This is a genomic window from Paenibacillus swuensis (assembly GCF_001644605.1).
GTDB classification, from domain to species: domain Bacteria; phylum Bacillota; class Bacilli; order Paenibacillales; family DY6; genus Paenibacillus_N; species Paenibacillus_N swuensis.
In genome coordinates, this window is the sequence record NZ_CP011388.1 from 657,226 (window position 1) to 678,760 (window position 21,535).

24 protein-coding genes are annotated in these 21,535 nt (G+C 51.6%); 10 read left to right on the plus strand and 14 right to left on the minus strand.

Features of this window, described 5'->3' with window-relative positions:
- Nucleotide 1: 1 nt before the first annotated feature.
- The 5 genes from SY83_RS23225 to SY83_RS02930 all read left to right on the plus strand — a co-directional run bounded on the left by SY83_RS23225 (nucleotide 2) and on the right by SY83_RS02930 (nucleotide 2,429).
- Complete coding sequence (locus SY83_RS23225) at nucleotides 2-292, plus strand: hypothetical protein (protein ID WP_068604097.1); 291 nt, start codon at nucleotides 2-4, stop codon at nucleotides 290-292.
- 71 nt (nucleotides 293-363) lie between these two features.
- A complete protein-coding gene (gene gerPC / locus SY83_RS02920) occupies nucleotides 364-804 on the plus strand; it encodes a spore germination protein GerPC (protein WP_068604099.1) in 441 nt (146 codons plus the stop codon).
- Nucleotides 805-822: 18 nt separating this feature from the next.
- The gene (locus SY83_RS22985) at nucleotides 823-1,110 is read left to right on the plus strand and encodes a hypothetical protein (RefSeq protein ID WP_157279773.1); all 288 of its coding nucleotides are present in this window, start codon (nucleotides 823-825) and stop codon (nucleotides 1,108-1,110) included.
- 121 nt (nucleotides 1,111-1,231) lie between these two features.
- The gene (locus tag SY83_RS02925) at nucleotides 1,232-1,753 is read left to right on the plus strand and encodes a type 1 glutamine amidotransferase domain-containing protein (RefSeq protein WP_068610805.1); all 522 of its coding nucleotides are present in this window, start codon (nucleotides 1,232-1,234) and stop codon (nucleotides 1,751-1,753) included.
- A gap of 157 nt (nucleotides 1,754-1,910) precedes the next feature.
- Complete coding sequence (locus tag SY83_RS02930) at nucleotides 1,911-2,429, plus strand: SMI1/KNR4 family protein (RefSeq protein WP_068604101.1); 519 nt, start codon at nucleotides 1,911-1,913, stop codon at nucleotides 2,427-2,429.
- A gap of 64 nt (nucleotides 2,430-2,493) precedes the next feature.
- Here the strand turns inward: SY83_RS02930 and SY83_RS02935 are convergent, their stop codons facing one another.
- The 12 genes from SY83_RS02935 to SY83_RS02990 all read right to left on the minus strand — a co-directional run bounded on the left by SY83_RS02935 (nucleotide 2,494) and on the right by SY83_RS02990 (nucleotide 13,401).
- Nucleotides 2,494-3,621 (minus strand): peptidylprolyl isomerase, encoded by a 1,128-nt coding sequence (locus tag SY83_RS02935; protein ID WP_068604103.1) that lies wholly within the window; start codon nucleotides 3,619-3,621, stop codon nucleotides 2,494-2,496.
- A 145-nt stretch (nucleotides 3,622-3,766) separates the two neighbouring features.
- Nucleotides 3,767-4,234 (minus strand): hypothetical protein, encoded by a 468-nt coding sequence (locus SY83_RS02940; RefSeq protein WP_068604104.1) that lies wholly within the window; start codon nucleotides 4,232-4,234, stop codon nucleotides 3,767-3,769.
- A gap of 105 nt (nucleotides 4,235-4,339) precedes the next feature.
- On the minus strand, nucleotides 4,340-5,494 hold the full coding sequence (locus tag SY83_RS02945) for a cation:proton antiporter (protein WP_068604106.1): 1,155 nt from the start codon (nucleotides 5,492-5,494) through the stop codon (nucleotides 4,340-4,342).
- A gap of 199 nt (nucleotides 5,495-5,693) precedes the next feature.
- A complete protein-coding gene (locus SY83_RS02950; RefSeq protein ID WP_068604107.1) occupies nucleotides 5,694-7,121 on the minus strand; it encodes a DUF1835 domain-containing protein in 1,428 nt (475 codons plus the stop codon).
- A 26-nt stretch (nucleotides 7,122-7,147) separates the two neighbouring features.
- Nucleotides 7,148-7,513, minus strand: coding sequence for an Ig-like domain-containing domain (locus SY83_RS02955; RefSeq protein WP_068604110.1), 366 nt, complete (start codon nucleotides 7,511-7,513; stop codon nucleotides 7,148-7,150).
- A gap of 7 nt (nucleotides 7,514-7,520) precedes the next feature.
- Entirely contained in the window at nucleotides 7,521-8,465 is a 945-nt protein-coding gene (locus SY83_RS02960) for an NAD-dependent epimerase/dehydratase family protein (protein ID WP_068604112.1), read from the minus strand.
- 24 nt (nucleotides 8,466-8,489) lie between these two features.
- The gene (locus SY83_RS02965) at nucleotides 8,490-8,915 is read right to left on the minus strand and encodes a hypothetical protein (RefSeq protein WP_068604114.1); all 426 of its coding nucleotides are present in this window, start codon (nucleotides 8,913-8,915) and stop codon (nucleotides 8,490-8,492) included.
- A gap of 77 nt (nucleotides 8,916-8,992) precedes the next feature.
- The gene (locus SY83_RS02970; RefSeq protein ID WP_197479949.1) at nucleotides 8,993-9,601 is read right to left on the minus strand and encodes a TVP38/TMEM64 family protein; all 609 of its coding nucleotides are present in this window, start codon (nucleotides 9,599-9,601) and stop codon (nucleotides 8,993-8,995) included.
- A gap of 22 nt (nucleotides 9,602-9,623) precedes the next feature.
- Nucleotides 9,624-10,574 carry a hypothetical protein gene (locus SY83_RS02975; protein ID WP_231891361.1) on the minus strand — a complete coding sequence of 317 codons (951 nt, stop codon included), beginning with the start codon at nucleotides 10,572-10,574 and terminating at the stop codon, nucleotides 9,624-9,626.
- Nucleotides 10,575-10,595: 21 nt separating this feature from the next.
- Nucleotides 10,596-12,815, minus strand: coding sequence for a heavy metal translocating P-type ATPase (locus SY83_RS02980; protein ID WP_068604118.1), 2,220 nt, complete (start codon nucleotides 12,813-12,815; stop codon nucleotides 10,596-10,598).
- A gap of 57 nt (nucleotides 12,816-12,872) precedes the next feature.
- A complete protein-coding gene (locus SY83_RS23440) occupies nucleotides 12,873-13,073 on the minus strand; it encodes a copper ion binding protein (protein ID WP_068604121.1) in 201 nt (66 codons plus the stop codon).
- A 13-nt stretch (nucleotides 13,074-13,086) separates the two neighbouring features.
- Nucleotides 13,087-13,401: a metal-sensitive transcriptional regulator gene (locus SY83_RS02990; protein WP_068604123.1), complete on the minus strand. Its 315-nt coding sequence runs from the start codon at nucleotides 13,399-13,401 to the stop codon at nucleotides 13,087-13,089.
- Between the two features lie 106 nt (nucleotides 13,402-13,507).
- On the opposite strand from SY83_RS02990, the gene SY83_RS22990 reads away from it, so the two are divergent.
- Together SY83_RS22990 and SY83_RS23740 are read left to right on the plus strand one after the other, a co-directional pair.
- On the plus strand, nucleotides 13,508-13,675 hold the full coding sequence (locus SY83_RS22990; RefSeq protein ID WP_157279774.1) for a hypothetical protein: 168 nt from the start codon (nucleotides 13,508-13,510) through the stop codon (nucleotides 13,673-13,675).
- A gap of 52 nt (nucleotides 13,676-13,727) precedes the next feature.
- The gene (locus tag SY83_RS23740; RefSeq protein WP_407944623.1) at nucleotides 13,728-13,823 is read left to right on the plus strand and encodes a hypothetical protein; all 96 of its coding nucleotides are present in this window, start codon (nucleotides 13,728-13,730) and stop codon (nucleotides 13,821-13,823) included.
- A 23-nt stretch (nucleotides 13,824-13,846) separates the two neighbouring features.
- Here the strand turns inward: SY83_RS23740 and SY83_RS02995 are convergent, their stop codons facing one another.
- Entirely contained in the window at nucleotides 13,847-15,220 is a 1,374-nt protein-coding gene (locus SY83_RS02995; RefSeq protein WP_068604125.1) for an aminotransferase-like domain-containing protein, read from the minus strand.
- A 120-nt stretch (nucleotides 15,221-15,340) separates the two neighbouring features.
- Here SY83_RS02995 and blaOXA point away from each other — a divergent pair, with 120 nt between their 5' ends.
- On the plus strand, nucleotides 15,341-16,162 hold the full coding sequence (blaOXA, locus tag SY83_RS03000; RefSeq protein WP_068604126.1) for a class D beta-lactamase: 822 nt from the start codon (nucleotides 15,341-15,343) through the stop codon (nucleotides 16,160-16,162).
- Nucleotides 16,163-16,252: 90 nt separating this feature from the next.
- Nucleotides 16,253-16,780 (plus strand): hypothetical protein, encoded by a 528-nt coding sequence (locus tag SY83_RS03005; RefSeq protein ID WP_068604129.1) that lies wholly within the window; start codon nucleotides 16,253-16,255, stop codon nucleotides 16,778-16,780.
- 963 nt (nucleotides 16,781-17,743) lie between these two features.
- Here the strand turns inward: SY83_RS03005 and wrbA are convergent.
- Nucleotides 17,744-18,373 carry an NAD(P)H:quinone oxidoreductase gene (gene wrbA / locus SY83_RS03010; RefSeq protein ID WP_068604131.1) on the minus strand — a complete coding sequence of 210 codons (630 nt, stop codon included), beginning with the start codon at nucleotides 18,371-18,373 and terminating at the stop codon, nucleotides 17,744-17,746.
- A 245-nt stretch (nucleotides 18,374-18,618) separates the two neighbouring features.
- Here wrbA and SY83_RS03015 point away from each other — a divergent pair, with 245 nt between their 5' ends.
- On the plus strand, nucleotides 18,619-21,492 hold the full coding sequence (locus SY83_RS03015; protein WP_068604133.1) for a DUF3376 domain-containing protein: 2,874 nt from the start codon (nucleotides 18,619-18,621) through the stop codon (nucleotides 21,490-21,492).
- Nucleotides 21,493-21,535 lie beyond the last annotated feature (43 nt).

The window sequence follows — 21,535 nt, forward strand, 5'->3', positions numbered from 1 at the left end:
CATGAATATATCGATCCTGAATATCAAGATTACATCGATTAGCAATGTAGGATCTTTCAATATTGGCAAAACCATCATTTCGCGCAATCAAAATACATCCGTCTCCACCGGCGAAAATGCGGATGGAGGAGACGGAGCTACAGATGAACCCGGTACGGTTCCCCCGAAGCCGACAATAGCCGGTGCTGGCGCATCCGGCGCAGGAGCTGGTGCTGGTGCTGGAGCTGGGGCAGGCGCAGGAGCTGGCTCCGGTGTAGGCTCCGAGCCGTCCGGGGCAGGCACGGGCTCTTAGCCAATGAAGCCGACGTTACTGGCTAAGCGATGGTGATGAGCTGCAATTTAGCAGAAGTGAGGTGAGTGCGAATGAACCCCTTTTATCCCAAATTTTACTCCTATCCTCAAGCGAATTACCATCCATACTACAACACCTATCCGACTTCTCATCCCAATAACAGTACGCAGAGTAACACCCAGCCGTATTCTAATCCCCAAAACAACCCGTATCTAGTCATGTTGGAACAGCGGATTCGGCAGTTGGAGGCGAAGCAGCAGTTTTTGGAACAAGAACAGGCCGTGTTGAAAGAGCAGCTGCAGTCGATCAAGCCCATACACATTGAGAACATCAATTACAAAATCCAGGAGCTTACCGTAAGCGAGCTTAGCGGCACCTTGAATATCGGCATGACCGCGCTGACCGACCATGAGCAATTGCAGAAATGGTTGTCGGAATCGTCGGAATCGGGCGAGCCCGTGAACATCCAAGGGTTGGACAGTTCGCAATCAGCGGAGGAAGACCCTAATTAAATCATAACAGGTGAGAACATGAGTGCGGAACGTTGTTACCGATGCGGGCATAGACCGAAAGAGAAGGAGAAATTCTGTACCGCTTGCGGCGCCCCCCTGCTTAATCGATGCTCCAGTGACGGCGGACCGCTAGGTGATCCGTGTAACAAAGTGAATGCGGATTCGGCGGTTTTTTGCGCGCATTGCGGGTCCTATACTAACTACTACAAGATCGGCATGCTCCACTCCCTGTATGGCGAAAACAAGCGCGAGGAGCGGCATGATCCGGAGTTTCGACATTTTGAACATAAATTCTTTAGAGACTGATTCGCTTAAATTTCGTGCAAAAGGGGTAAAGTATCTTATTCTGAGCATTCTATGAAGAAGTTTGCTTTTCGAGAGGAGCTAGAATAAGATGACGCAAAGTGACAATACGGTTAAACAATCGGTGAAAAAGGTGGCCTTTCTGCTGGCCGACGGGTTTGAGGACTCCGAGATGAAAAACCCTTATGACGCAATCGTGAAGAACGGCAATGACGCCGTCATTATTTCGCTGAAAGCCGGGGATGAGCTCAAAGGCAAGAAAGGCACAATCCAATATACGTCTCATCTGGCGGCATCCGAGGCGCGAGCTGAAGATTATGCGGCTGTTATTATCCCGGGAGGCAAATCGCCTTCGCATTTGCGGGAGGATAAAGACATTCAGGCTTTCGTTCAGGCGGCTGACAAAGCGGGGCTTCCCATCTCGGCGATCTGCCACGGACCGCAAGTGTTGGCGTCTGCAGGATTGCTGCAAGGCCGCACGTTGACGGGATACGCCGCAATTGCGGATGAGATCAAGCAAGCGGGCGGCAACTATGTCGACAAGGAAGTGGTCGTGGATCGCAATCTTGTGACTTCACGCACACCGGAGGATGAGCCTGCATTTATTGAAGAGACGATCAATAAATTAGGTGTTAGCGCCTATTAGAATTTATGAATACAATAAAGAACCCGCTCATGAAGCGGGTTTTTTCTGTTTATGGAGTTATATGTTATCCAATAACAGTTAGAAAACCTTACCAAAGACAGATTTGAACCTACTCCTCTAAAATGGTTAAATGACTGTACTAAGGGGTTTTGTAAAAGTGAGTTCGATTTCATATGAGAAAGCAATTAAATTGTTAACGTATTTTGAAAAGCGAGAAGATTTATGGGCAATAGGTCCGTGCTCTCTAGAATTAATTGAAGCTGCACAGAAAGCATTGGGATTGAGCATATCGGGTTGTTATCTCGAATTTGTCCTCGAATATGGTGCATTATCATTTGGTTCTGAAGAAATAAGTGGAATAGTTAACGACGATTTTAAATTAACTGATGACTTTACGAATTCTTTTCAAACAGACGCAGTTAGTCAAACACTTGATCTGAGAAAAACAGGGCTGCCCCATCATTTATTTATGATTTATAACACAACATGGGGAGAAATATTCTGTCTGGATTACAGCAATATAGATGCATTTTCAAAAGAGCCTACCGTTGTTACCTATTATCTTGGCTTTGACCATGAGGCACAGAATTATGAAATTATTGCTAGAAATTTTGGAGATTTCTTGTTGGATCGTGTGACCGAAGCCATCTGTGTTAATGAGTGTGATGAAGATTGAGGAAGAAATAAAAAAGAAACTTGGGTTCATTTCTAAACCCAAGTCTTCCTCTGATGCACATTTATTAATTGCCTATCGCGGATACTTTCAAGCTTTTGATTAACCCCGGTAATTGTTCGGTAGTAAACTCCCCATATGCGCGATTGATGGCGGCTTCGAGAAGTGTCTCCTTCGCTTGGTCAAATGTCTGTACATTTCGCGCCGATACCTTCATGAGATGGTAACCGAACTCAGTTTCCACAGGTTCGCTGATCGTTCCGATAGGTAATGTCACAGATGCGTTCTTGAATGCTTCAACATAATTGGCCGCCAATTGGTTTTCATACGTACCTCCGCTGTCCTTGGAGCCGGGATCATCGGAGTATTCTTTGGCTAGTATCGCGAAGTCTCCGCCGTTCATCAGTTTCTGCCGCACTTCGTTCGCACGGGCCAGGGCATCTTCTTTCTTGCGCAGCTCCTGGCCAGTTGAAGCGTCTTTCAGTCCGATTAGAATATGGCTGACCGTCACAACGGTGTAGTCTGCAGGCTTCGCCAGCAATGCGGCGTTAAATTCGGCTCGCAGCTTCGCATCGGTAATCGACTTCCGCAACACACCCTGTGCTTCAATCTGCATAGTGATATATCGGGCTATGTCCGCTTCAACTAGTCCGTCTTTTTTCAATATGTCCGCAAGCGCCCCGACGAGTTGTGGTTTCATCTGAACCATTCGGGCAGCACTGTCGGTCTTGGCTTTATTTTTCACTTCGGCATCGGCCTTGGAAGCAAGTACTTTTAATGTGATGTATTCTTTCAGCGTTTTTTCCAAAAAGTCAGTGTTCGTCAAGGGTATTTCCGAGGACATAAACAAGCTTGTCACATTGAGAAATTTGAGGATTTCCCCTTTCGTCACCTGTCCGCCCGTATACACCGCTACCACTTCGTTCAACCCGTTGTCGCCAATGCGAATCGTGTTCGTTTTGCCATCCCAAATAACCGGCTTGCCCATAATCTTCCCGACCGTGCTCAGTTGAGCGTAGGTTCGTCCTTCGTGAATGAGTATATTCCCCGGCGCTTGGACTTCGGTTCCGTTATAGATCATTTTCACTTGTTTCGTCAGGGCCTCGACCATACCGTTACCCGCATACGCGGCCGTTCCCGTCAACAATGTTCCCGCTAACGCGCCAATCAGCAAGCCTTTATATTTATCGTTCATCATACAACTCCTTGCGGTTTAATAAGTACAACGTACTTATTCCACTTTTTTGCGCCGAATCCTTGTGTGATCAACACAAAAAACCGAAAGACGGACACCCGTTTAACAGTGTCGATCTTTCGGGTTCAGGGAACTCTATTCCGGTTTACGCGTGAACGTCGCCGGACAGGTAATCATAGCTTTCTTCGTAAGGCATATATTCGCCATCCTCGCGGCTCTGCAAGGTGTTGTCACTGTCGCCGCTGATATAATCTTCGCCTAAATCCTCGTTCACGATATGCGCCGGTATCACAATCTGATTCTCGTCCTCATCTTCGTCCGGCAGCCTTTGATCCGCTGAATGCACATAGGGTGCGATGCCGTGCAGATTGTAAGCCGCGTCGTTCACACCGGCATCCGTGAGCCCGTTCGATTGTTCGACGAGTCTGCCGCCGTAAGCTTGCGTAATCTGTAGGGCGGAAGCGAGGTCGTCTTCATGTAAATGCAAATGCAGCGAAGGCGTCTGGGCACCCTCATGGAAAACCGCGGAGTAGTCCAATTCCGTCAGCGTGTCATACGCCTTGTGAGCGGACAATTCATCAGCAAATTCAAACATAATCGCGTTGTAATGCACAGGCTGCATCTCCCTCGTTGTCAATTTAAACCAACTTGTAACGATGCTAGGATGTCCATGGGCTCTGCAAATTATGCATGCTTGCCGCATGCTCAATTCCGCCGCTTAAACCCGCCCGCTCACACGTTCAGGACGGGAATCGCCAAGGAACAGCTTCATCATCGGCGGCGTTACGATGGTGGTGACAAGCACTACCACGATGAGCACAGCGAACAGATCGTCCTCGAGCAGTCCCGCGTCCAGTCCGATCGCCGCGATGATGAGCGCGACTTCGCCCCGCGACACCATGGCCGCGCCTATACCCAGCGCGTTGCGGTTCTTGAAGCCCGCGAGCCTTGCGCCTAACGCGGATCCGGCAAGCTTCGTCACGATCGCCAGCGCCGACAGCCAGGTAATCAGCCACAAATTGTCGGCGATACCGTCGAACTTCGCGCTCACCCCGATCGACGTGAAGAATACCGGCACGAAGATCGAATAACCGATCGTCTCGACCTTCTCAAACACTTCATGCTTGTATTCGGTTACCGAGATGGCGACTCCCGCAATATAAGCCCCGATAATAGCTGCGACCCCCGCATACTCCGCCAAATAAGCGTAGAAGAAGCAGATGATAAGCCCTGCCGAGATGACCGACTCGGTTACCCGTAACGGTGCGAACCGCTTCAGCGCCCATGGCACCAGAATCCAGCCGAGGAGGATGGCGACGGCGAAGAAGAGGAATTTTTTGAGAATAATGAATCCTAGGTTCACTTCCCCGCCCGCCAAACTCATTACAAAAGCCAGCCCCACAATCACCAGAATATCATCAATCACCGCCGCGCCTAAGATCGTGGATCCCTCTCTGGACTTGAGCTTGCCCATCTCCTTGAGCGCCTGTACGGAAATACTGACCGACGTCGCCGACAATAGCAGGCCCAGGAACACGGCTTCCAACGGCGGCAAGTTCAAAATCAACCCCGCCCCGTAACCAAGCGTGAGCGGAACGATAATACCCGCCATACCTACAAACAACGACGCCTTCCCCGTCCGCTTAAACTCTTCCGTATCCGTCTCCAAGCCGGCGATGAACATGAGCAAAATCACACCAATTTGACTAAGCTCCTCGAGAACCTCCGTCGAATGAATGAGCCCCAGCACGGACGGTCCCACCACAATGCCGATAAGCAACTTACCGAGCACTGAGGGCTGTCCGAGCCGAACGCTGATGTCACCCGCGATTTTGGAGAAAATCAGAATAATAGCCAATTGAAGAATAAGCATGGAAATTCCACCTTTCTTGTCTACCCTAGGTTTTGGAATAATTTACGAAAACATACATAAAGAAGCCTATCAACCAACCGCCGCCGCGCCGAGTAATTCGACATAGCTGGCCCTTGGTGACAGGCTCCTCCAGATGATGCGTATATTAAGTTAGATTTTCTTATGGGGAAAAATGGGGCAAATAATCCGTTTCATCATATCACGTGGCGGATTCGCGCGCAATAGCGGTTAGGTGTACGCCGCCTAGCCAGCGATCAATGCCGTTTAATGTAACGGCATCGGCTTCGCCGCGCAGCGCCTGCAGGCCAACGGCCGTGATCTGGACGCGGTAGTCGTCCAGATCGGGGGCGCGGCCGTAGCGCGGCAGCTCTGTCGGCCCGGCGATCTGCAGGAGTGGCTTTGGATCGGATCGCATTCGGTCTAGGTAGCACCAGTACTGCAAATCGCCGAGGCCATAGCCCGGGTTCAGGCGGTGAATAGCCTGGAACAAGGGTGCGAGTCCTTGCGGTTGCTGGGGGGCGTTGGTAACTCCGTTTGCCACATTTGGGCGATATCCCGTTGACTCAGCTGGTGATGTTGTTGGATCTCCGTTTGCCTCGTTTGGGCGATATCCCGTTGACTCAGCTGGTGATGTTGTTGGATCTCCTTTTGCCTCATTTGGGCGATATCCCGTTGACTCAGCTGGTGATGTTGCTGGATCTCCGTTTGCCTCGTTTGGGCGATATCCCGTTGACTCAGCTGGTGATGTTGTTGGATCTCCGTTTGCCTCGTTTGGGCGATATCCCGTTGACTCAGCTGGTGATGTTGTTGTATCTCCGTTTGCCTCGTTTGGGCGATATCCCGTTGACTCAGCTGGTGATGTTGTTGGATCTCCGTTAGCTTCATTTGGACGATATCCCGTTGACTCAGCAGCTGGGGTGGCCGCTGTGAAATCCGCGGCCGATTCGATCGGCACGCCCGCCAGCAGAGCCAGCGTCTGCCGCTCCACCACCCCCAGCCCGCCGGGCCGGCTGGGATAGCGCTGCAGATGCAGCGCAAGCGCCGCCGCCAAATACGGCAGCGGCGCAAGATCCCGATCCCGCAGCAACGCTGGCACCGCTGCGGGATCGGGCGAGGCGTAAGCCGCCCAGGCCTCGGCGGCCAACGCCAACTGCACCGGCGTGACGGGCCGTTCCGTGCCGACCAGTCCGGAGAGCTGCGCCTCCGTCAGCTGGCCGAGGCCGTAGAACGGCTCCACGCCGGGGAAGCTGCCGATCATCAGCAGCTTCAACTTCTCATGCGGCACACCGAGCCGCCGCATCCGGTCCAGCACATACAGCAGGAGCGTCTGATCGAACAGGTCATGTTCGAACCAGAGCACGATCTCGGCGTATGCCGACCCGTCGCCGAGAGTCGCTTGCTGCTCCATCTGAGTTGCAATAAACTCCGCCGCCGGCACCCCCATCTTCTCCTCAAAGTACGCCGCCCGCCGCTCTACAAATCCCGTTTCATCCATATCCGCCTGGATCGGCCCGTCAATTAACATTTCCCGCCAAGCCAGCACTACCGCCTCCGTAGATGTAATAATCATACGCAGTTTATCAGCTACCGAATCTCCGTTGGTTAGATGAAGCACTTTTTGACCCATAATATCGCCCGCCTTAGCGTTTCAGCTCAATTCTCTGCCGTAGTAAATGTAAAAGTATGATGCCGTCTTCCCGCTTCCACCGTAACAACCACTTCACGCCCGGGCGCCAGCTCCTGTTCCGGCTTAAAGGAGATCCCTTGCTGATTTGCAGTGGTAGCCCCCGGAATATACTTATCGGGTTCATTCGCGTAACGAACAGGTATGCCCAGCATGTTCACTCGCGATCCCTTCCAATCCGCCGTGATCTTTACATCTCTTGGAACTTTGGTCGCTCCGTCAGCTGGATATGTGTGAGCGATCCAATTCTTCGACTGATATGCATCCCATGCAAACCAACTTACAACTCCAATCATAATGACTGCAAGAAATCCGATTTTCCTGTTACGCATCATATCCACATCAACCTTTCACAGTCGACCCGTTCAATTCCGTAATCAGCGCCCTCAACCATGCATCCAGATGTGTAAATTGATAACCGGCCTCAGCGGCTTTCGTCGTGTCCATATACCAGTCGTCCGGCACGCCGAACGGGGAGTTGTTGGCCGAATCCTCCACGGTTGCGGCCGTCTGTGCGGATCGCCCCAGCTCGTCCTCGATCAACCGAATCACTCCGCCCACGGAAATCGAACCGGAAGCACAGGCGTTGAACGGCCCGCTAACGTCCTGATCTTTCAGCCACAAGAGGAAATTTGCCGCTTCATCCGAACGAATGAAGGACATTCGCGCATCCGGATTCGGGATACCGATCGGCACACCGTCCCGCACACGGTTCATATGAAATTGCATACGCAGCGTGTAATCATCTGTACCCAGCACGATGGGAAAACGCACAGCGCAGACTGGAAAGTCGGCTTGTCGCATAAACACGGCCTCCGCCAGACGCTTGCCTTCCGCATAGTTATAAACGGCTTCCTTCAAGGGTTTGCCTTCCCCAAAGGTGAAATCGTCTTTCCCGCGGAGCTTCACAGGATATGTATAAGGGTCAAAATCATGCTCGCGCCGCGCCCCGGCACCGAACTCATAAACGGATAGTGTCGAGGTAAAAATGTAGCGTTTCACCTTCCCGCCCGCAAACGCATCGCAAGCATCCGCCGCAGACCCGGGTGAGTAGCATATATTGTCATATACAACATCCCAGCTCTTGCCCTCTGTAGCTTTCAGCAATGCCGCACGGTCCTCACGGTCCAGCTGCAACCGGGTTACACGGTCACCGAAATCATCCGGCGTCGTTCCCCGGGTTGCGATGGTCACGTCGCATCCTTGATCTAACAGGCGTTCCACCAATCTTTTGCCAAAAAAACGGGTTCCTCCGAAAATCAACACCTTACTCAACTGATCTGCCATACATATACCCCTCCCAGGTATTTATCATAAATCCTTTATCGCATTCTCCAACTGCTTACCGAATCGAGTTTCATCAGTCTTCGCCACCGCCGTGTTTGGCACCTCCGCATAATTGTACAGCACCAGCACATTGTCCGTAAAATAAACGATCGGTGCATGGGAGCTCATGATTTTTGGAGAATCTTCGTATGCCTTGAAGCCCTCTTCTCTAGTCTTCGAGTCCTTATAAAGGTACACATTCACTGCGGCATTAGAGCCTAATGAGTACCCCTGGGGGGTAATTTCTCCAAGCGGACGTTCAGTAACAGATGCATCTTTAGTAATCACTAGCCCAACTTGCCGAAAGGCTTTCTCCACATCTCCGACAGTGTGAACTTTAGCGGCTGAATCATTATTGCAGGCGGTCGTGAACATCAACAACATGCTTAAAGCTAGTATCCATTTGGTCATCGGCATCAAACTCCTTGTACTATGTTCAGCGGGGTCGGCGTTCTTACATAATAGATACGTTTATATGGTTGCAAAAGTTACTCCCGCCATCGACGATAAATGAACCAGACCATGAGCAGAAACACAACATACACCGTCAGGACAATGACCGCGTTACGCCAATTGCTAAATAGCTGATCTCCGACAATGGCGAACGTGATCATCACCGGCACCTTTCCAATAACCGTAGCAGTCAGGAACGTCAGGAACGACATTCGGCTGATTGCCGCGTACGTATTGATGGCCTGGGCCGGGAGAATTGGAATTAGTCTGGCGAACAGCAACGGTAGGAAGGGTCTTGTTTCGAATTTCGCCGTAAGCTCGGACAACTTCGCAGAACGGGAAATTCTGCTCCGGGCAGCATTCGCCATAACGTAGCGTACAATCGCGAACATGATGACCGCCGCGGCAGTGGATGCGAACACATTCAACAAACCGCCCGCAAGGAAGCCGAACTTAGCCCCAATTACCGCAGCGATCACACCGAACGGAATAACGGGTACCAGTCCAAGAAGAATCGCCAACAGGGTGATGGGCAGCAACTGAACTTCTTCCTCCTGGCTTAGCCAAGTTACAATCGGCTCCCTATAGGCAATAGCCGCAACAATCAAAATGAAATAGCTTAAGATCAACAGCTTTTTGGTCACAATGAATCCTTTCCTGCCACAATTAAGGCACTTCTACCACAAACGGGACGACAAAGACCTCGCCTTGATGCTGAAATTGCCCCCATATTTTATAAACGCCGCTTTTTGGAAACGAGGTTGCGAAGTTAGCCTCCGGGCCTGTTGCCCGTTCGTCCGTAGGATGGACATGCAGATACTGCTCGGTGTCCGCGCTTAGAATGACGACATGGCCGACAGCCCCTAGGTAAGGTTCCAAATCCGAGACGGGTGTCTGGTCGTCCGCGCGCCGAATATGAAACGATAGATTGGCGTCCATTCCTGCCATGAGATGGTCGATGTTGAGGGCAATTTCTTTGCCGTTGACTACCTTCGTGAGCTCCGATTCCGGCTCCATGGCTTTCTGTTGGGGTGCTTCTCCCGCGACCGTGATCCATTCGGTTTGGGTCATGCTCCCCATCCCTGTCGGGATAAAATCGGCAATGACTTTATACTTGCCTGCGGCAGGGAGCTTGGTTGTCACTTCAAACGTCCCTGCTTCCTTGTACTCCGGATGAATATGGTCAAAATACGATAAATCTTCGCTTACAACGATCAGATGCATCTTTTTTTCGTGATTGATATCAAATTGTTCGATTGCCTTCTCTTCATGATCCCGCAGCTCTATGGTGAGGGTAAGCTCCTCTTGCGGCTTAGGTGAAGACGCCGAAAGCTTCCACACGGCATGAACTTTGTGCTCATCCGCAGGGGATTGCGTCCGCTCCGTATGGTTCCCATGCCCCGCGTTCTTCCCATCGGCTCCGTTACCGGTCTTCGCCTCTTCCGCCTGGTGACCGGTTTTCGCATCGTCTGCCCCATGCGTCCCTTCGGCTCCATGACCGGCATTCGTCTCTTCCGTGCCGTGTCCCCCGTGCCCTGTGCCGGATCCGTCTTCGGATTTACCGCATGCCGCAAGAATGGCTATGGAAATGAACATCAAGATCGCTATTCGTCTCATGGTTTTCTTTCCTCCTGTGCGTTAAAGTTTAACCCGTTGCAAACGCAGCGCGTTCAGAACAACGGATACCGAGCTCAGCGCCATGGCCGCGCCGGCCACCCACGGGGCAAGGAATCCCGCCGCGGCAATCGGTATACCCAGCATATTGTAGGCAAGTGCCCAGAACAAGTTCTGTTTAATGTTAGCCATCGTTCGGCGGCTCATCATGATCGCTTCCGGGATACTGTTCAGGTCCCCCCGCATTAACGTAACGTCAGCTGCTTCTATCGCAATATCCGTTCCTGTTCCAATGGCAATCCCGATATCCGAGGTGGCCAACGCCGGCGCATCGTTGATACCGTCGCCCACCATGGCTACTTTACGCCCGGCTTCCTGAAGCTTGCGAACTTCATTCGCTTTCCCTTCCGGCAGCACTTCCGCCAGCACGCGTTGGATGCCTGCTTGTTTGGCGATGGCCTCAGCGGTTCGCTGATTGTCTCCGGTCATCATAATGACATCGATGTTCATTTCGCGAAGGCGGCGGACCGCTTCTCTGGACGTCTCCTTGATCGTATCCGCAACAGCGACCAATCCGGCGAATTGTCCGTCAATCGCGATGAACATGGCTGTTTTGCCCGATAACTCAAGCTGCTCTGCCTTCTTAACAGCTTCGGCGAACATGACCTTATTTTGCTCCAATAATCTGCGCGTTCCTACCAGAACCTCTTTGCCCTCTACAGTCGCCTTTATTCCGTAACCCGGCACTGCCTCAAAATCAGTCGCAGCCCCAATCTCGATGCCCCTTGCCTGAACTCCTTCCACAATCGCCTCCGCCAAAGGATGCTCGGAAGATTTCTCAGCCGCAGCGACTAGTTGAAGCATGTATGTTTCGTCCAGATCCGCCTGGTGCACAATTACATCTGTCAGCTCCGGTTTGCCTTTGGTGATCGTTCCTGTTTTGTCCAAAACCACGGTTTGAACTTGGTGCAAGCTCTCCAGATGTTCCCCGCCTTTGAACAAAATCCCGAACTCCGCCGCCCGGCCGGACCCCGCCATAATCGAGGTAGGCGTAGCCAATCCAAGCGCGCAAGGGCATGCGATCACAAGCACAGCAATAGCTTTCTCCAGTGCCGAAGCGAACACGCCGGGTTCAACAGCAAAATACCACACCAGGAAAGTAACTACAGCAATGCCGACCACGATGGGAACAAAAATACCGGAAATGCGATCCGCGACTCTCTGAATGGGTGCTTTGGAGCCTTGGGCATCCTCCACCACTTTAATGATCTGCGCCAATGCCGTTTTGGAGCCTACCTGGACAGCTTTAATGCGGAGTCGGCCGTTCTTATTCACGGTTGCGCCGATCACACGATCTCCCGCTTTCTTATCCACGGGCAGACTCTCGCCTGTCAGCATGGATTCATCCACAGTCGAAGCGCCGTCTATCACTTCACCGTCTACTGGAATCTTCTCGCCCGGTTTGACGATCACAACATCCCCAACGATCACATCTTCTATAGGCACATGCAGCTCCTGCCCGTCCCGGAGGATCAGCGCGTTCTTCGCCCCAAGGCTCATCAGCTTCTTGATCGCTCCCGAAGTTCTGCCTTTAGCCAGCGATTCGAAGTATTTCCCCAGAATAATCAAGGTAATAAGGATTGCACTCGTTTCGTAATAAAGCGAAGGCATATGATGGCCCTCCCCGCTCCCCGCCCAATCCAGCGTCAGATACAGGCTGTAGAAGTAGGCGGCCGATGTCCCGAGCGCCACCAGCACATCCATATTCGCGCTTCGGTTGCGTAGCGCTTTATAAGCGCTGATGTAGAACGGGAGACCCACCCCGAACTGAACCGGTGTAGCCAAAGCCAGCTGTACCCATGGGTTCATCAGGAATTCAGGCAGGTAAATCCATGAGGTAAAGGAGAAGTGGGAAACCATGGCCCATAACAGCGGCAAGGACAATACAGCGGATATAAGAAGCTTTCGCTTATGCGAGGAAATTTCTTGAAGTTTAGTTGCGTCTTGGTCGGATTGATTTTCTTTCAGCTTGGCTCCGTAACCTAGCTTATCTACTTTAAGAATCATCCCTTCCACGTTAACTTCGGCTTCACTGTACTCCACGGTTGCCGTTTCCAGCGCTAGGTTAACTGTGGCTTTATGCACGCCGGGCGTCTTGTTCAGCCCCTTCTCGATTCTCGTAGCGCAGGCTGCGCAGGTCATTCCCGTAATTTGCAGCGTCGTTTGCTTATTCTGCTCTTCCATGATTCCGCCTCCTTACTTAAGACAGCAAAAGCCACCGCATGCAGTGGCCTCTTCCTTTTAAACGATGTCGTAACCTTGTTCCTCAATCGCTTCTTTAATGGTTTCCAGCGTAACCTTCGATTCTTCAAATTCCACGGACACCGTGTTGCTTGCAAGATCAACAGTTGCCGTTGCGCCTGCTTCTTTAACCGCTTTCTCCACCGAATTTACACAATGGTTGCAAGACATACCTTCTACCTTCAATTTTACCGTTTGCATCATGACATCTCCTTTATTTCATCAGTTTCTGTATCGTAGTTAACAGCTCATCAATGACTTCGTCTTCGCCGGCATGCAATCGCTCGGTCACACAGGTTTTCATATGATTCTCTAATAACAGTTTACCTACGCCGTTCAGGGCAGATTGGATGGATGCAAGCTGATTCAGGACATCATCGCAATACGTATCCTTCTCAATCATGCCTTTCACCCCGCGAATCTGTCCTTCGATCCGATTTAGTCGGGATACCAGATTGGCCTTGGTTTTGTCCGAATGATGGCTCTTGCGTTCTGTACCGCAGTGATCTTTCATGTCGTTGGGTTCCATATCATCCCTCCTGTAATGATAATTTACCATACCCCCCTACCCTATGTCAAATTTAAAATAAACTTTTTTGTTATTCATCACCAAGAATGGTCAGGATGACTTAGTTGTGATGAGTCACGCACTTTATGAAAGACAACAGGCAACTATTGAGTTATACCAACAACTCGCTGTTGCAGAGAAAGAAAGTTTAGATCCTGCAATTACAAAAATCAATCATACGGACTTAATGAAAAAACTAAGGAGCCGGATTCATGGAGAAACAAGTTCCGATTAATTACCTTCCCTCTGCCGAGCAGGATCTATCGGATATTATAGACTACATTATGATGGATAATCCATCTGTAGCAGTCCGCTTATTTAGCAGAATAGATGAGAGTATCTCTACTCTTTCGAAATTCGAAGAGTACTTCATGGCAAGATGAAATACAATTTTTTGTTAATATAATCACTTAAACACCACTACCTCATGCTTTCTCTCACACAACCCCCTGATCCCCTCCGCTATGTTGCGAATCCCCTGCTCAATCAAATCCTCACGTACTTGAGAAACACTGATGCGAATCATCGTATCTTTAGCGAATGCCGGCAGGAACATCTTCTCCACCTCATCCACTTCCACATTTTCTTGCATCAGGTGTTGAATAAGTTCCTTGGCTTTGATCCCGCGAGGCAGCTCAATGGTGGAATAAAACCCGGATAATGCTTCCGAATAGAGAGCGGACACAGCAGGCAAATGCTTCTTATAAGCCTCTTGTAAAAGAATAGCTTTCCCCCTGTACAACTCTCTCATTCGTTGAATATGAGCTTGGAACATGCCGCTTTTCAGATAGATTTCGAGCGCGCCTTGCATCAGCAAAGGCGTATGTAAATCCGCGGCAAACTTGGCCCGCCGGAATGATTCGTTCATCGCTTCAGGCAGAACCGCAAGCCCGAGGCGGAGTCCTGGCAGCATGACTTTCGAGAAGCTTTTGACATAAATGACCCGGCCCGAAGGTTCGTACGCATATAGAGGATCCTGCTTCAAATTCACATCCAAGTCTCCCATATAATCATCTTCAATGATGTAGACGTCATACTGGCGGGCGAGCTCGACGATTCTGCGTTTGTCCTCATTCGTGTAGCTGTGCCCGGTAGGGTTGTGGAACCGTGAAACCATATAGAAAAACTTGATCTGATGATGTGCAAAAATATGCTCCAACCGCTCCAAATCGACCCCCGCGCCCGAAACCTCAATGCCGTACGCCTCCACATCATGATGTTGAACGGATTGAATAAAGCTCATGTGAGTAGGCTGCTCGAGACAAATGTTCGTTCGGCCATTCGGAAACGGAAGAGAGACGAAGAGGTTCAACGCTTGCTGAGAGCCCGATACCACCCAGATCCGTTCAGGCACGGTAAACACCTGTAGATCCTGCAAATGACGGGCAAGCTGCTGACGTAATGAATACAGTCCCTGAGGCTCGGAATATGTAAACATCTCCTCTTGATACCGTTCAATTGCCTGATTCATACAATGCTGGAAATCCCGATAAGGCATCGCCTCCTTGTCCGGACCGGCTGAGAGGAAGTCAATTCGGCTGGTGTTCCCGTTGTCAACGGCTCCGGTTGAACCGCCCTCCACAACGTAGTAACCGCTGTTCGGAACCGCGTAGATTCGGTGTTTACGTTCCAACTCACTGTAGGCTTTGATTACGGTGTTCATGCTGCAATTGTAGTCGGCGGACAGCGTTCGGATTGACGTCAGCTTGTCGCCTGGTTTCCAGAAACCCTGCTGTATGCGTTCCTCCATATCACATATAATCTGCGCATATTTTCTCATCGGATGCTTGCTCCCTTCCTTAACTGTATGGGTACACTCCTTAAAAACGTACCTAGCGGCCTCGAATCGAACTGCCTATACTGAACCTGTGAAACATCAAATGACAGGAGGAATTTTGCTATGAAAAAGGTAAACTTGATGATCTTGATGTTGATTTCCCTCTTAGTGGTAAGCGTAATTCATCCGGTTTCTTCGAATGCCGGCAACGCCGAATCCAAGAGGCTTCAGGTCGATCATTTGTTCCAAACTACGGATGGTACCATCGTAATCAAGAATCTCAGAACGGACAAGACCTATACGTATAACCCGGAACGAAGCGAGACGCGATACACACCGGAATCTTCTTTCAAAATCCCCAATGCTCTAATCGGTCTGGAGGAACAAGCGGTAGCGGACGAATACGAGGTGAAACGGTGGGACGGTGTCGTGCGGGCGTTTGAGACCTGGAACAGGGATCACTCGTTAGCCTCCGCCATGCGGCAATCAGCGATCTGGTTTTATCAGGATCTGGCGCGGTATATCGGGCCTGTTGCCATGCAGCGGCATGTGGATGAGATGCAGTATGGTAACCGAGATATTTCCGGGGGAATCGATACTTTTTGGCTTAACAGCAGTTTGAAAATATCCGCACGAGAACAGGTAGACTTTATCGAAGATCTGGTCGAAGAAACGCTCCCTGTTCAGAAACAGCATATGAAGACGGTGAAGAGAATGATGATCGCGGAAGAGCAGGATGAGTACACGGTTCACGGCAAAACAGGTACCAGACTATCCGACATGGGCCTCGGCTGGTTTGTCGGTTATGTGGAAACAGACAAGGACACTTGGGTGTTTGCGACCAATGTGGACAGCAGCGGGACGGTGGCGAGGAATATTACGATGGATTGTTTGGAAGACCTATTTTTGAGTACAAATGCACAGGAAATAGCAGGAAACCTTTGATATAATTGCAAAAGATCATGAGACACAATCAGAGGATGAGACATGTTGATAAAGATTAGTCGTAGGAGTAATCGCAGGTTCGCTGGTATTTTGGCAGGCGTGGTGATACTTGCTGTTATTAGCGCCATTGTGGCGTTGTATATCTACATTACGGTGGCGCCTGAACAAATTGGCTATGCCAGAGTAGACAGTACCCCGCTCACGGAGGAACATATAGGTCCTTATAAAATCGGTAACAGCATTTATGACGGGAAGTCTCCTCCGACAGCGGCGGAACCAACGGCTAATAACGAGGGCAGAGATGTTTACGCGGCCGGTGACGGTCTATACCTATACACAACTACAGGCGATTATGACATTATGGATATGACTGTGCGCGATCCAGGTCACACCACATCCAAGGGAATTACCGTCGGCAGCACCCGGGAGGACATTCGTACCGCTTACGGTAGGGAATACTCTAAACGAAGTGAACAAGGCGCTGATATTATGGTTTATTACGACAAATCGCATGCTCAGGCGCTCGAATTCTGGTTGTGGGAAGACAAAGTTGCTGAGGTACGCTGGAAAACACATTATGTGTTTAAGAGTCCTCCGGCCATATTGCGTTATTTGTAATTACCTTGGGCATAACAACCTGACTATTCACGCAGTCACCCATCATGAGAACAGTGTGGCCACCTCTAAGGAACTCAGCACACGCTATTTTGACCATATGGGCTCTTATCCTGCGCTAAGGAACTGACAGAGCGCTATTCGCACGAAACACCCCACTAAAACCTGGATAGCAGGCAAATAGCGTTTGTGGGGTTCGTTAGAATTATAAACCAGCCAAAAATAAGTAATTAGCGTTAACTGAGTTCGTTAGAGGTAATTCGGTTTATGGAGAATAACAAAAATTGCGTTATTTGTAACCAACTTGAGCATAACTAACTATTCACGCAGTCAACCATCATGAAAGCAGTGTGGCCACCTCTAAGGAACTCAGCACACGCTATTATGACCATATGGGCTCTTTTCCTGCGCTAAGGAACTGACAGAGCGCTATTCGCACGAAACACCCCATTAGAATCTGGACTGCAGGCAAATAGCGTTTGTGGGGTTCGTTAGAATTTTAAACCAGCCAAAAATGAGTAATTAGCGTTAACTGAGTTCGTTAGAGGTAATTCGGTTATGTAAAACAACTAAAAGTGAGATGAAGACGTAGGTAGAGTATAAATAAATGTAGCGGCCATCGGTCCCATAAATGATAATACTTAAGGTTAAAACCATCCCGATGATATTAAAAAACAACACTGAGCGCTTTATGGAGCAAAATATATTCAACAAAAAGAAGAGCATAAGGTTCAAACTATTAAATATCACAAATGGTGCGAGTAATATGAAAGAATAGATTAACCAGTATTCTTTTGGACTCCATACTATAGTAGTAACTAGGGTTTGCAAGACACTCAACAGTGGAGAAAATAATAACAAACCTAAAATCAATAGATTCTTGTTCACATTAGCTACCCCCATAACAAAGAGGTTACCTTAGGTCATGTACCCGAGGCAACCTCTGTTTGTTGTTGTCCTATATAATTAGCTGTTCAATCCGCGCAATGCCTCGGCCACTTTCGCCACGCGCGCGCCCAGACGGCCGGCCATGGTGAACTCCGGTTCCGTCGTTTGGCGCTCGTCTTTCGGACCCGCCACTGTAGAAGCCGCATAAGGAGATCCGCCGATGCCTTCGGTGGTGAGCTGCTCCGGATTCTCGCCGTACGGCAGCCCCACATAGATCATGCCAAAATGCATCAAAGCGATAAACGTTGTCACCGCCGTCGTTTCCTGTCCTCCGTGGATGGAGCCTGTTGAAGTGAATACACCTGTAGGCTTGCCTTCCAACGCGCCGGATTGCCATAGCGAACCAGCGGCCTCCAACACACTTTTCATCTGGGAAGGCATGATACCATAGCGCGTAGGTACGCCCCACAATATCCCGTCAGCCCACTTCAAATCCTCATGCGTTACCTCCGGTATATCCGCTTGCTTCTTCTGAGATTGGATATACACATCATCCTTCGACATAGCTTCCTTCACGGCATCAAACTCGGGCACCTTCACGATGCGAACTTCCGTTCCTTGGACGCCTTCGGCCCCTTTGGCGACCGCTTTGGCCATTTCAAATACGTGCCCGTGGGCGCTGTAGTAGACGATTAGTATTTTGCTCATATGATGCTTCTCCTCCTCCTCTTTCTTGCGAAAATTGGGATTGATCGGCAAACAGACCTCGGTAAGCAAGGGTCAGGGTTTATTAACCTTGTCCGGCGCGGGCGAATCAGAATGCGTTGTATGCCGGGCGTTCCTGAGTCATAGGGATAAGAGAGCATGTGCGGCTTGGTATGCAAAAAAAGGAACCGAACCCTCCGCGCAGAATGTGTTCTACATTAGAAATACTGCCTGATTGGAGTGACGTCATGACCGGTTCAAAAAATTTGGCCCAAGGTGAGTTGGATGAGGCCGTTGCTAATGTCCCTCCCCGCGAGATTCGCATAGGTTTGGTGCTGTATGGGGGCGTTTCGCTCGCGGTGTATATGAACGGGGTGGTGCAGGAGTTGCTTGCTCTCGTTCGTGCGCGCAGAGGCGCGGAGGCGGACCAGGAAACAGCTGATGCCGGCTGCGCTTATGGCGAATTGCTGGATCGTTTGGGCAGCGAAGTCATCATCGACATAGTGGCGGGCAATTCAGCCGGGGGGATCAATGGGGTGCTGCTGGCCAAGGCGCTGGCGACCGGAACGGATTTAAAGTCGGTAAAGCCCCTATGGCGGGATGTCGCGGACTTGAAATATCTGCTGGATCTGCGCGGCGGCGAACAGGATGCTCTGTTGAACGGGGAGTACATGTATCAGAAGCTGCTGGGGTGCTTCGAGGAGCTAAGCCGTCAGGCGGAGCTTGAGCCAGGGCTTACCGCCGAGCGGCGGAAGCAGATTGCCATGCTCGACTTGTTTGTCGCGGCCAGTGATATCCGCGGGCGGCGCTGGAGCTGGACCGACGGCAAAGGACAGGAGATTGAAGGCTTGCGCCACGGGGTGACACTGCATCGCAAGTATCGTACATTGTACGGCGGGGATGACAGCGGGGACGCGGATTGCGAAAGTCGTAACGGAATTGACAGAGACGTGGTAAGCGAGGACTGCGGAGGCGGGGATGGCGAGCAGGATAGTGGCGGAGACGCGGGCTCGGGTAGCGGTGGTGATGTAGGCAGGAACAAAGACCAAGAAGGCAAACGGCTCGGGTATGGTCGAACACGCGGCTATATGCACAATGACTTTCAGGGCGCCGCTCAAGACGATCTCCTCGCCCGCATGGCCCGCGCCACTTCGGCGATGCCCGGCGCTTTTCCCGGTCAGGCGTTCACCATGGAGGAAGTGTATGGCGCGAAAAACACCTACGATCAGCGGGATACCGTTTATCTCCATGACGGATTGTTAACGGATAACCGCCCTTTTCGCCCGGTGCTGGAGACCGTTATGGGCCGCGCGGCGGACCGCCAAGTGGACCGCTGGCTGCTCTATGTCGATCCGACGCCGGTCGATACGCACCTCAGCATGACAATGGATGCTTATCGGGCGAAGCCGAATGTGATGGAGGCGGCTTTGAGTTATTTTGGCGTGCCGCGGTATCAGTCGATTTATGAGCAGCTGAAGGCGATTGAAGCGTATCAATGCGACGTGGATACGTTGGGCGGCGTGCTGGATTTGTTGGAGGGCAAGAACGCGTTGACCCGACGTGAAGTGGACGAGGGCAAGGGGACGATGAGCGGGAACGATGATGGCGACGGTGCCGGGGGCAAGGGGACGATAAGCGGGAACGATGTTAGCAGCGGAGCCGAGGGCACAAGCGCGAAGAGCAAGACAAGCATCGGTGTCGAGGCGCTCACCGCGCTGCCCGGGTACTTGCCGTACTGCAGACTGCGGATTGAACGCCTCGAGCAGGATCTGCTCGGGGGCGCGCGGGCGTACTTCGGCAAGCACGGCGATTTCCGGGAGGCCGCCGACCGGGAAGGAGCGCCGCTCGCGGCTCTGCGGGCCGCGCTTTGGCGCATGCGTGCCGATGCAGGCACGCTCGTCGCGGGCATGGCGATGCCGGATGTCGAGTTCTACGCGCGGTTCTTTCTTTACCATGTAAAGAAAATCAACCGCGCCCTCGACGACCCCGGCAACGCCGCGGCGGCGCAGCGAAAGCGCCTCCTGGCGCGCAAAACGGCGCTCTGGGGCGCCGTCGACAGCCTCCGCCAGCAGGCGTGGCTGTGGTGGCACCTCGAGCGCGAGCTGGCCGCGCTTCAGCGGCGGCTGGCGCTGGCGCCGCCGGGCAGCGCCTTGGCGGCGCAGACGCGCGCCGCGATCGACCGGTTGCAGGCGGAGCTGCCCCGCCACCGGCCGCTGATCGAGGCGCTGGACCGCCTGTACCGGGGGGATGATCCCCGGCAGGCGGCGGAGCAAGTGATGCACTTCGTGGAACACGCGGTGCATCACTGCTTGCTGAACCTGGAGCATCCGGCCTTGATTCTCGAGGCCGTTGCTCCCCAGACGCGGGACCCTGATGCCGGTCCCGCACCGCACGTCCACGGCGCCGAGTTCACAGAGCGCTTGCAAAGCGCGCTGCTCGAGTTCCTGGCCGTCGACCTGTTCCTGTACCCGCTGACCTACAACGCTGTCGGCGAACTCAACCCTACCGCGCTGGTCCGGATCAGCGCGGGGGATGCGGCTACCCTCGGGCTCTCGGGCAGCGACAAGCTGGTGGGCGAGGATCTGCAAGCCTTTGCCGGCTTCCTCTCTCCTCGCTGGCGCGCCAACGACCTGATGTGGGGCCGGTTGGATACGGCCGACATTCTGCTCAACTATATGGACCGCACGTTCCAGCAACGTCTCAACCCTGACGACTCGGATACAGGTGCAAAACTCGCGGACTGGAATGCGTTTTTGCTGCGAACGCGGTTGAATCATTTTGTAACCATCATTAAGGAAGAAATTCCTTATGTGGACCCTAAGCTTGCCGAGTTGTTCCACTCCATACTGGAAGCTTTCCCCGGTTTGTCCGATGATGAGGAACGCCTGCATGAATTACGCGTTTTTTTTGCTGAACGGTACAAGGTCGGTCGTGAAACATGGCTGCATCTGCCTCTCTCCGTAACGGCTGGGAATGCGATGGATATGTTACATAACGCCTCCGCCGCGCTAAAAGGTCACTTCCGGAAGGCCCCTATTCCTTTAATTCTCCTTTGGATCGCGGGAATAGGCATAGATTTGGTGCGGTTGTTGATTAGGATTATTTTGCCACGGAAGAAATAGGGTTGGTTTTTGCTTATGGACATAAATTTCGCTATGATGAATT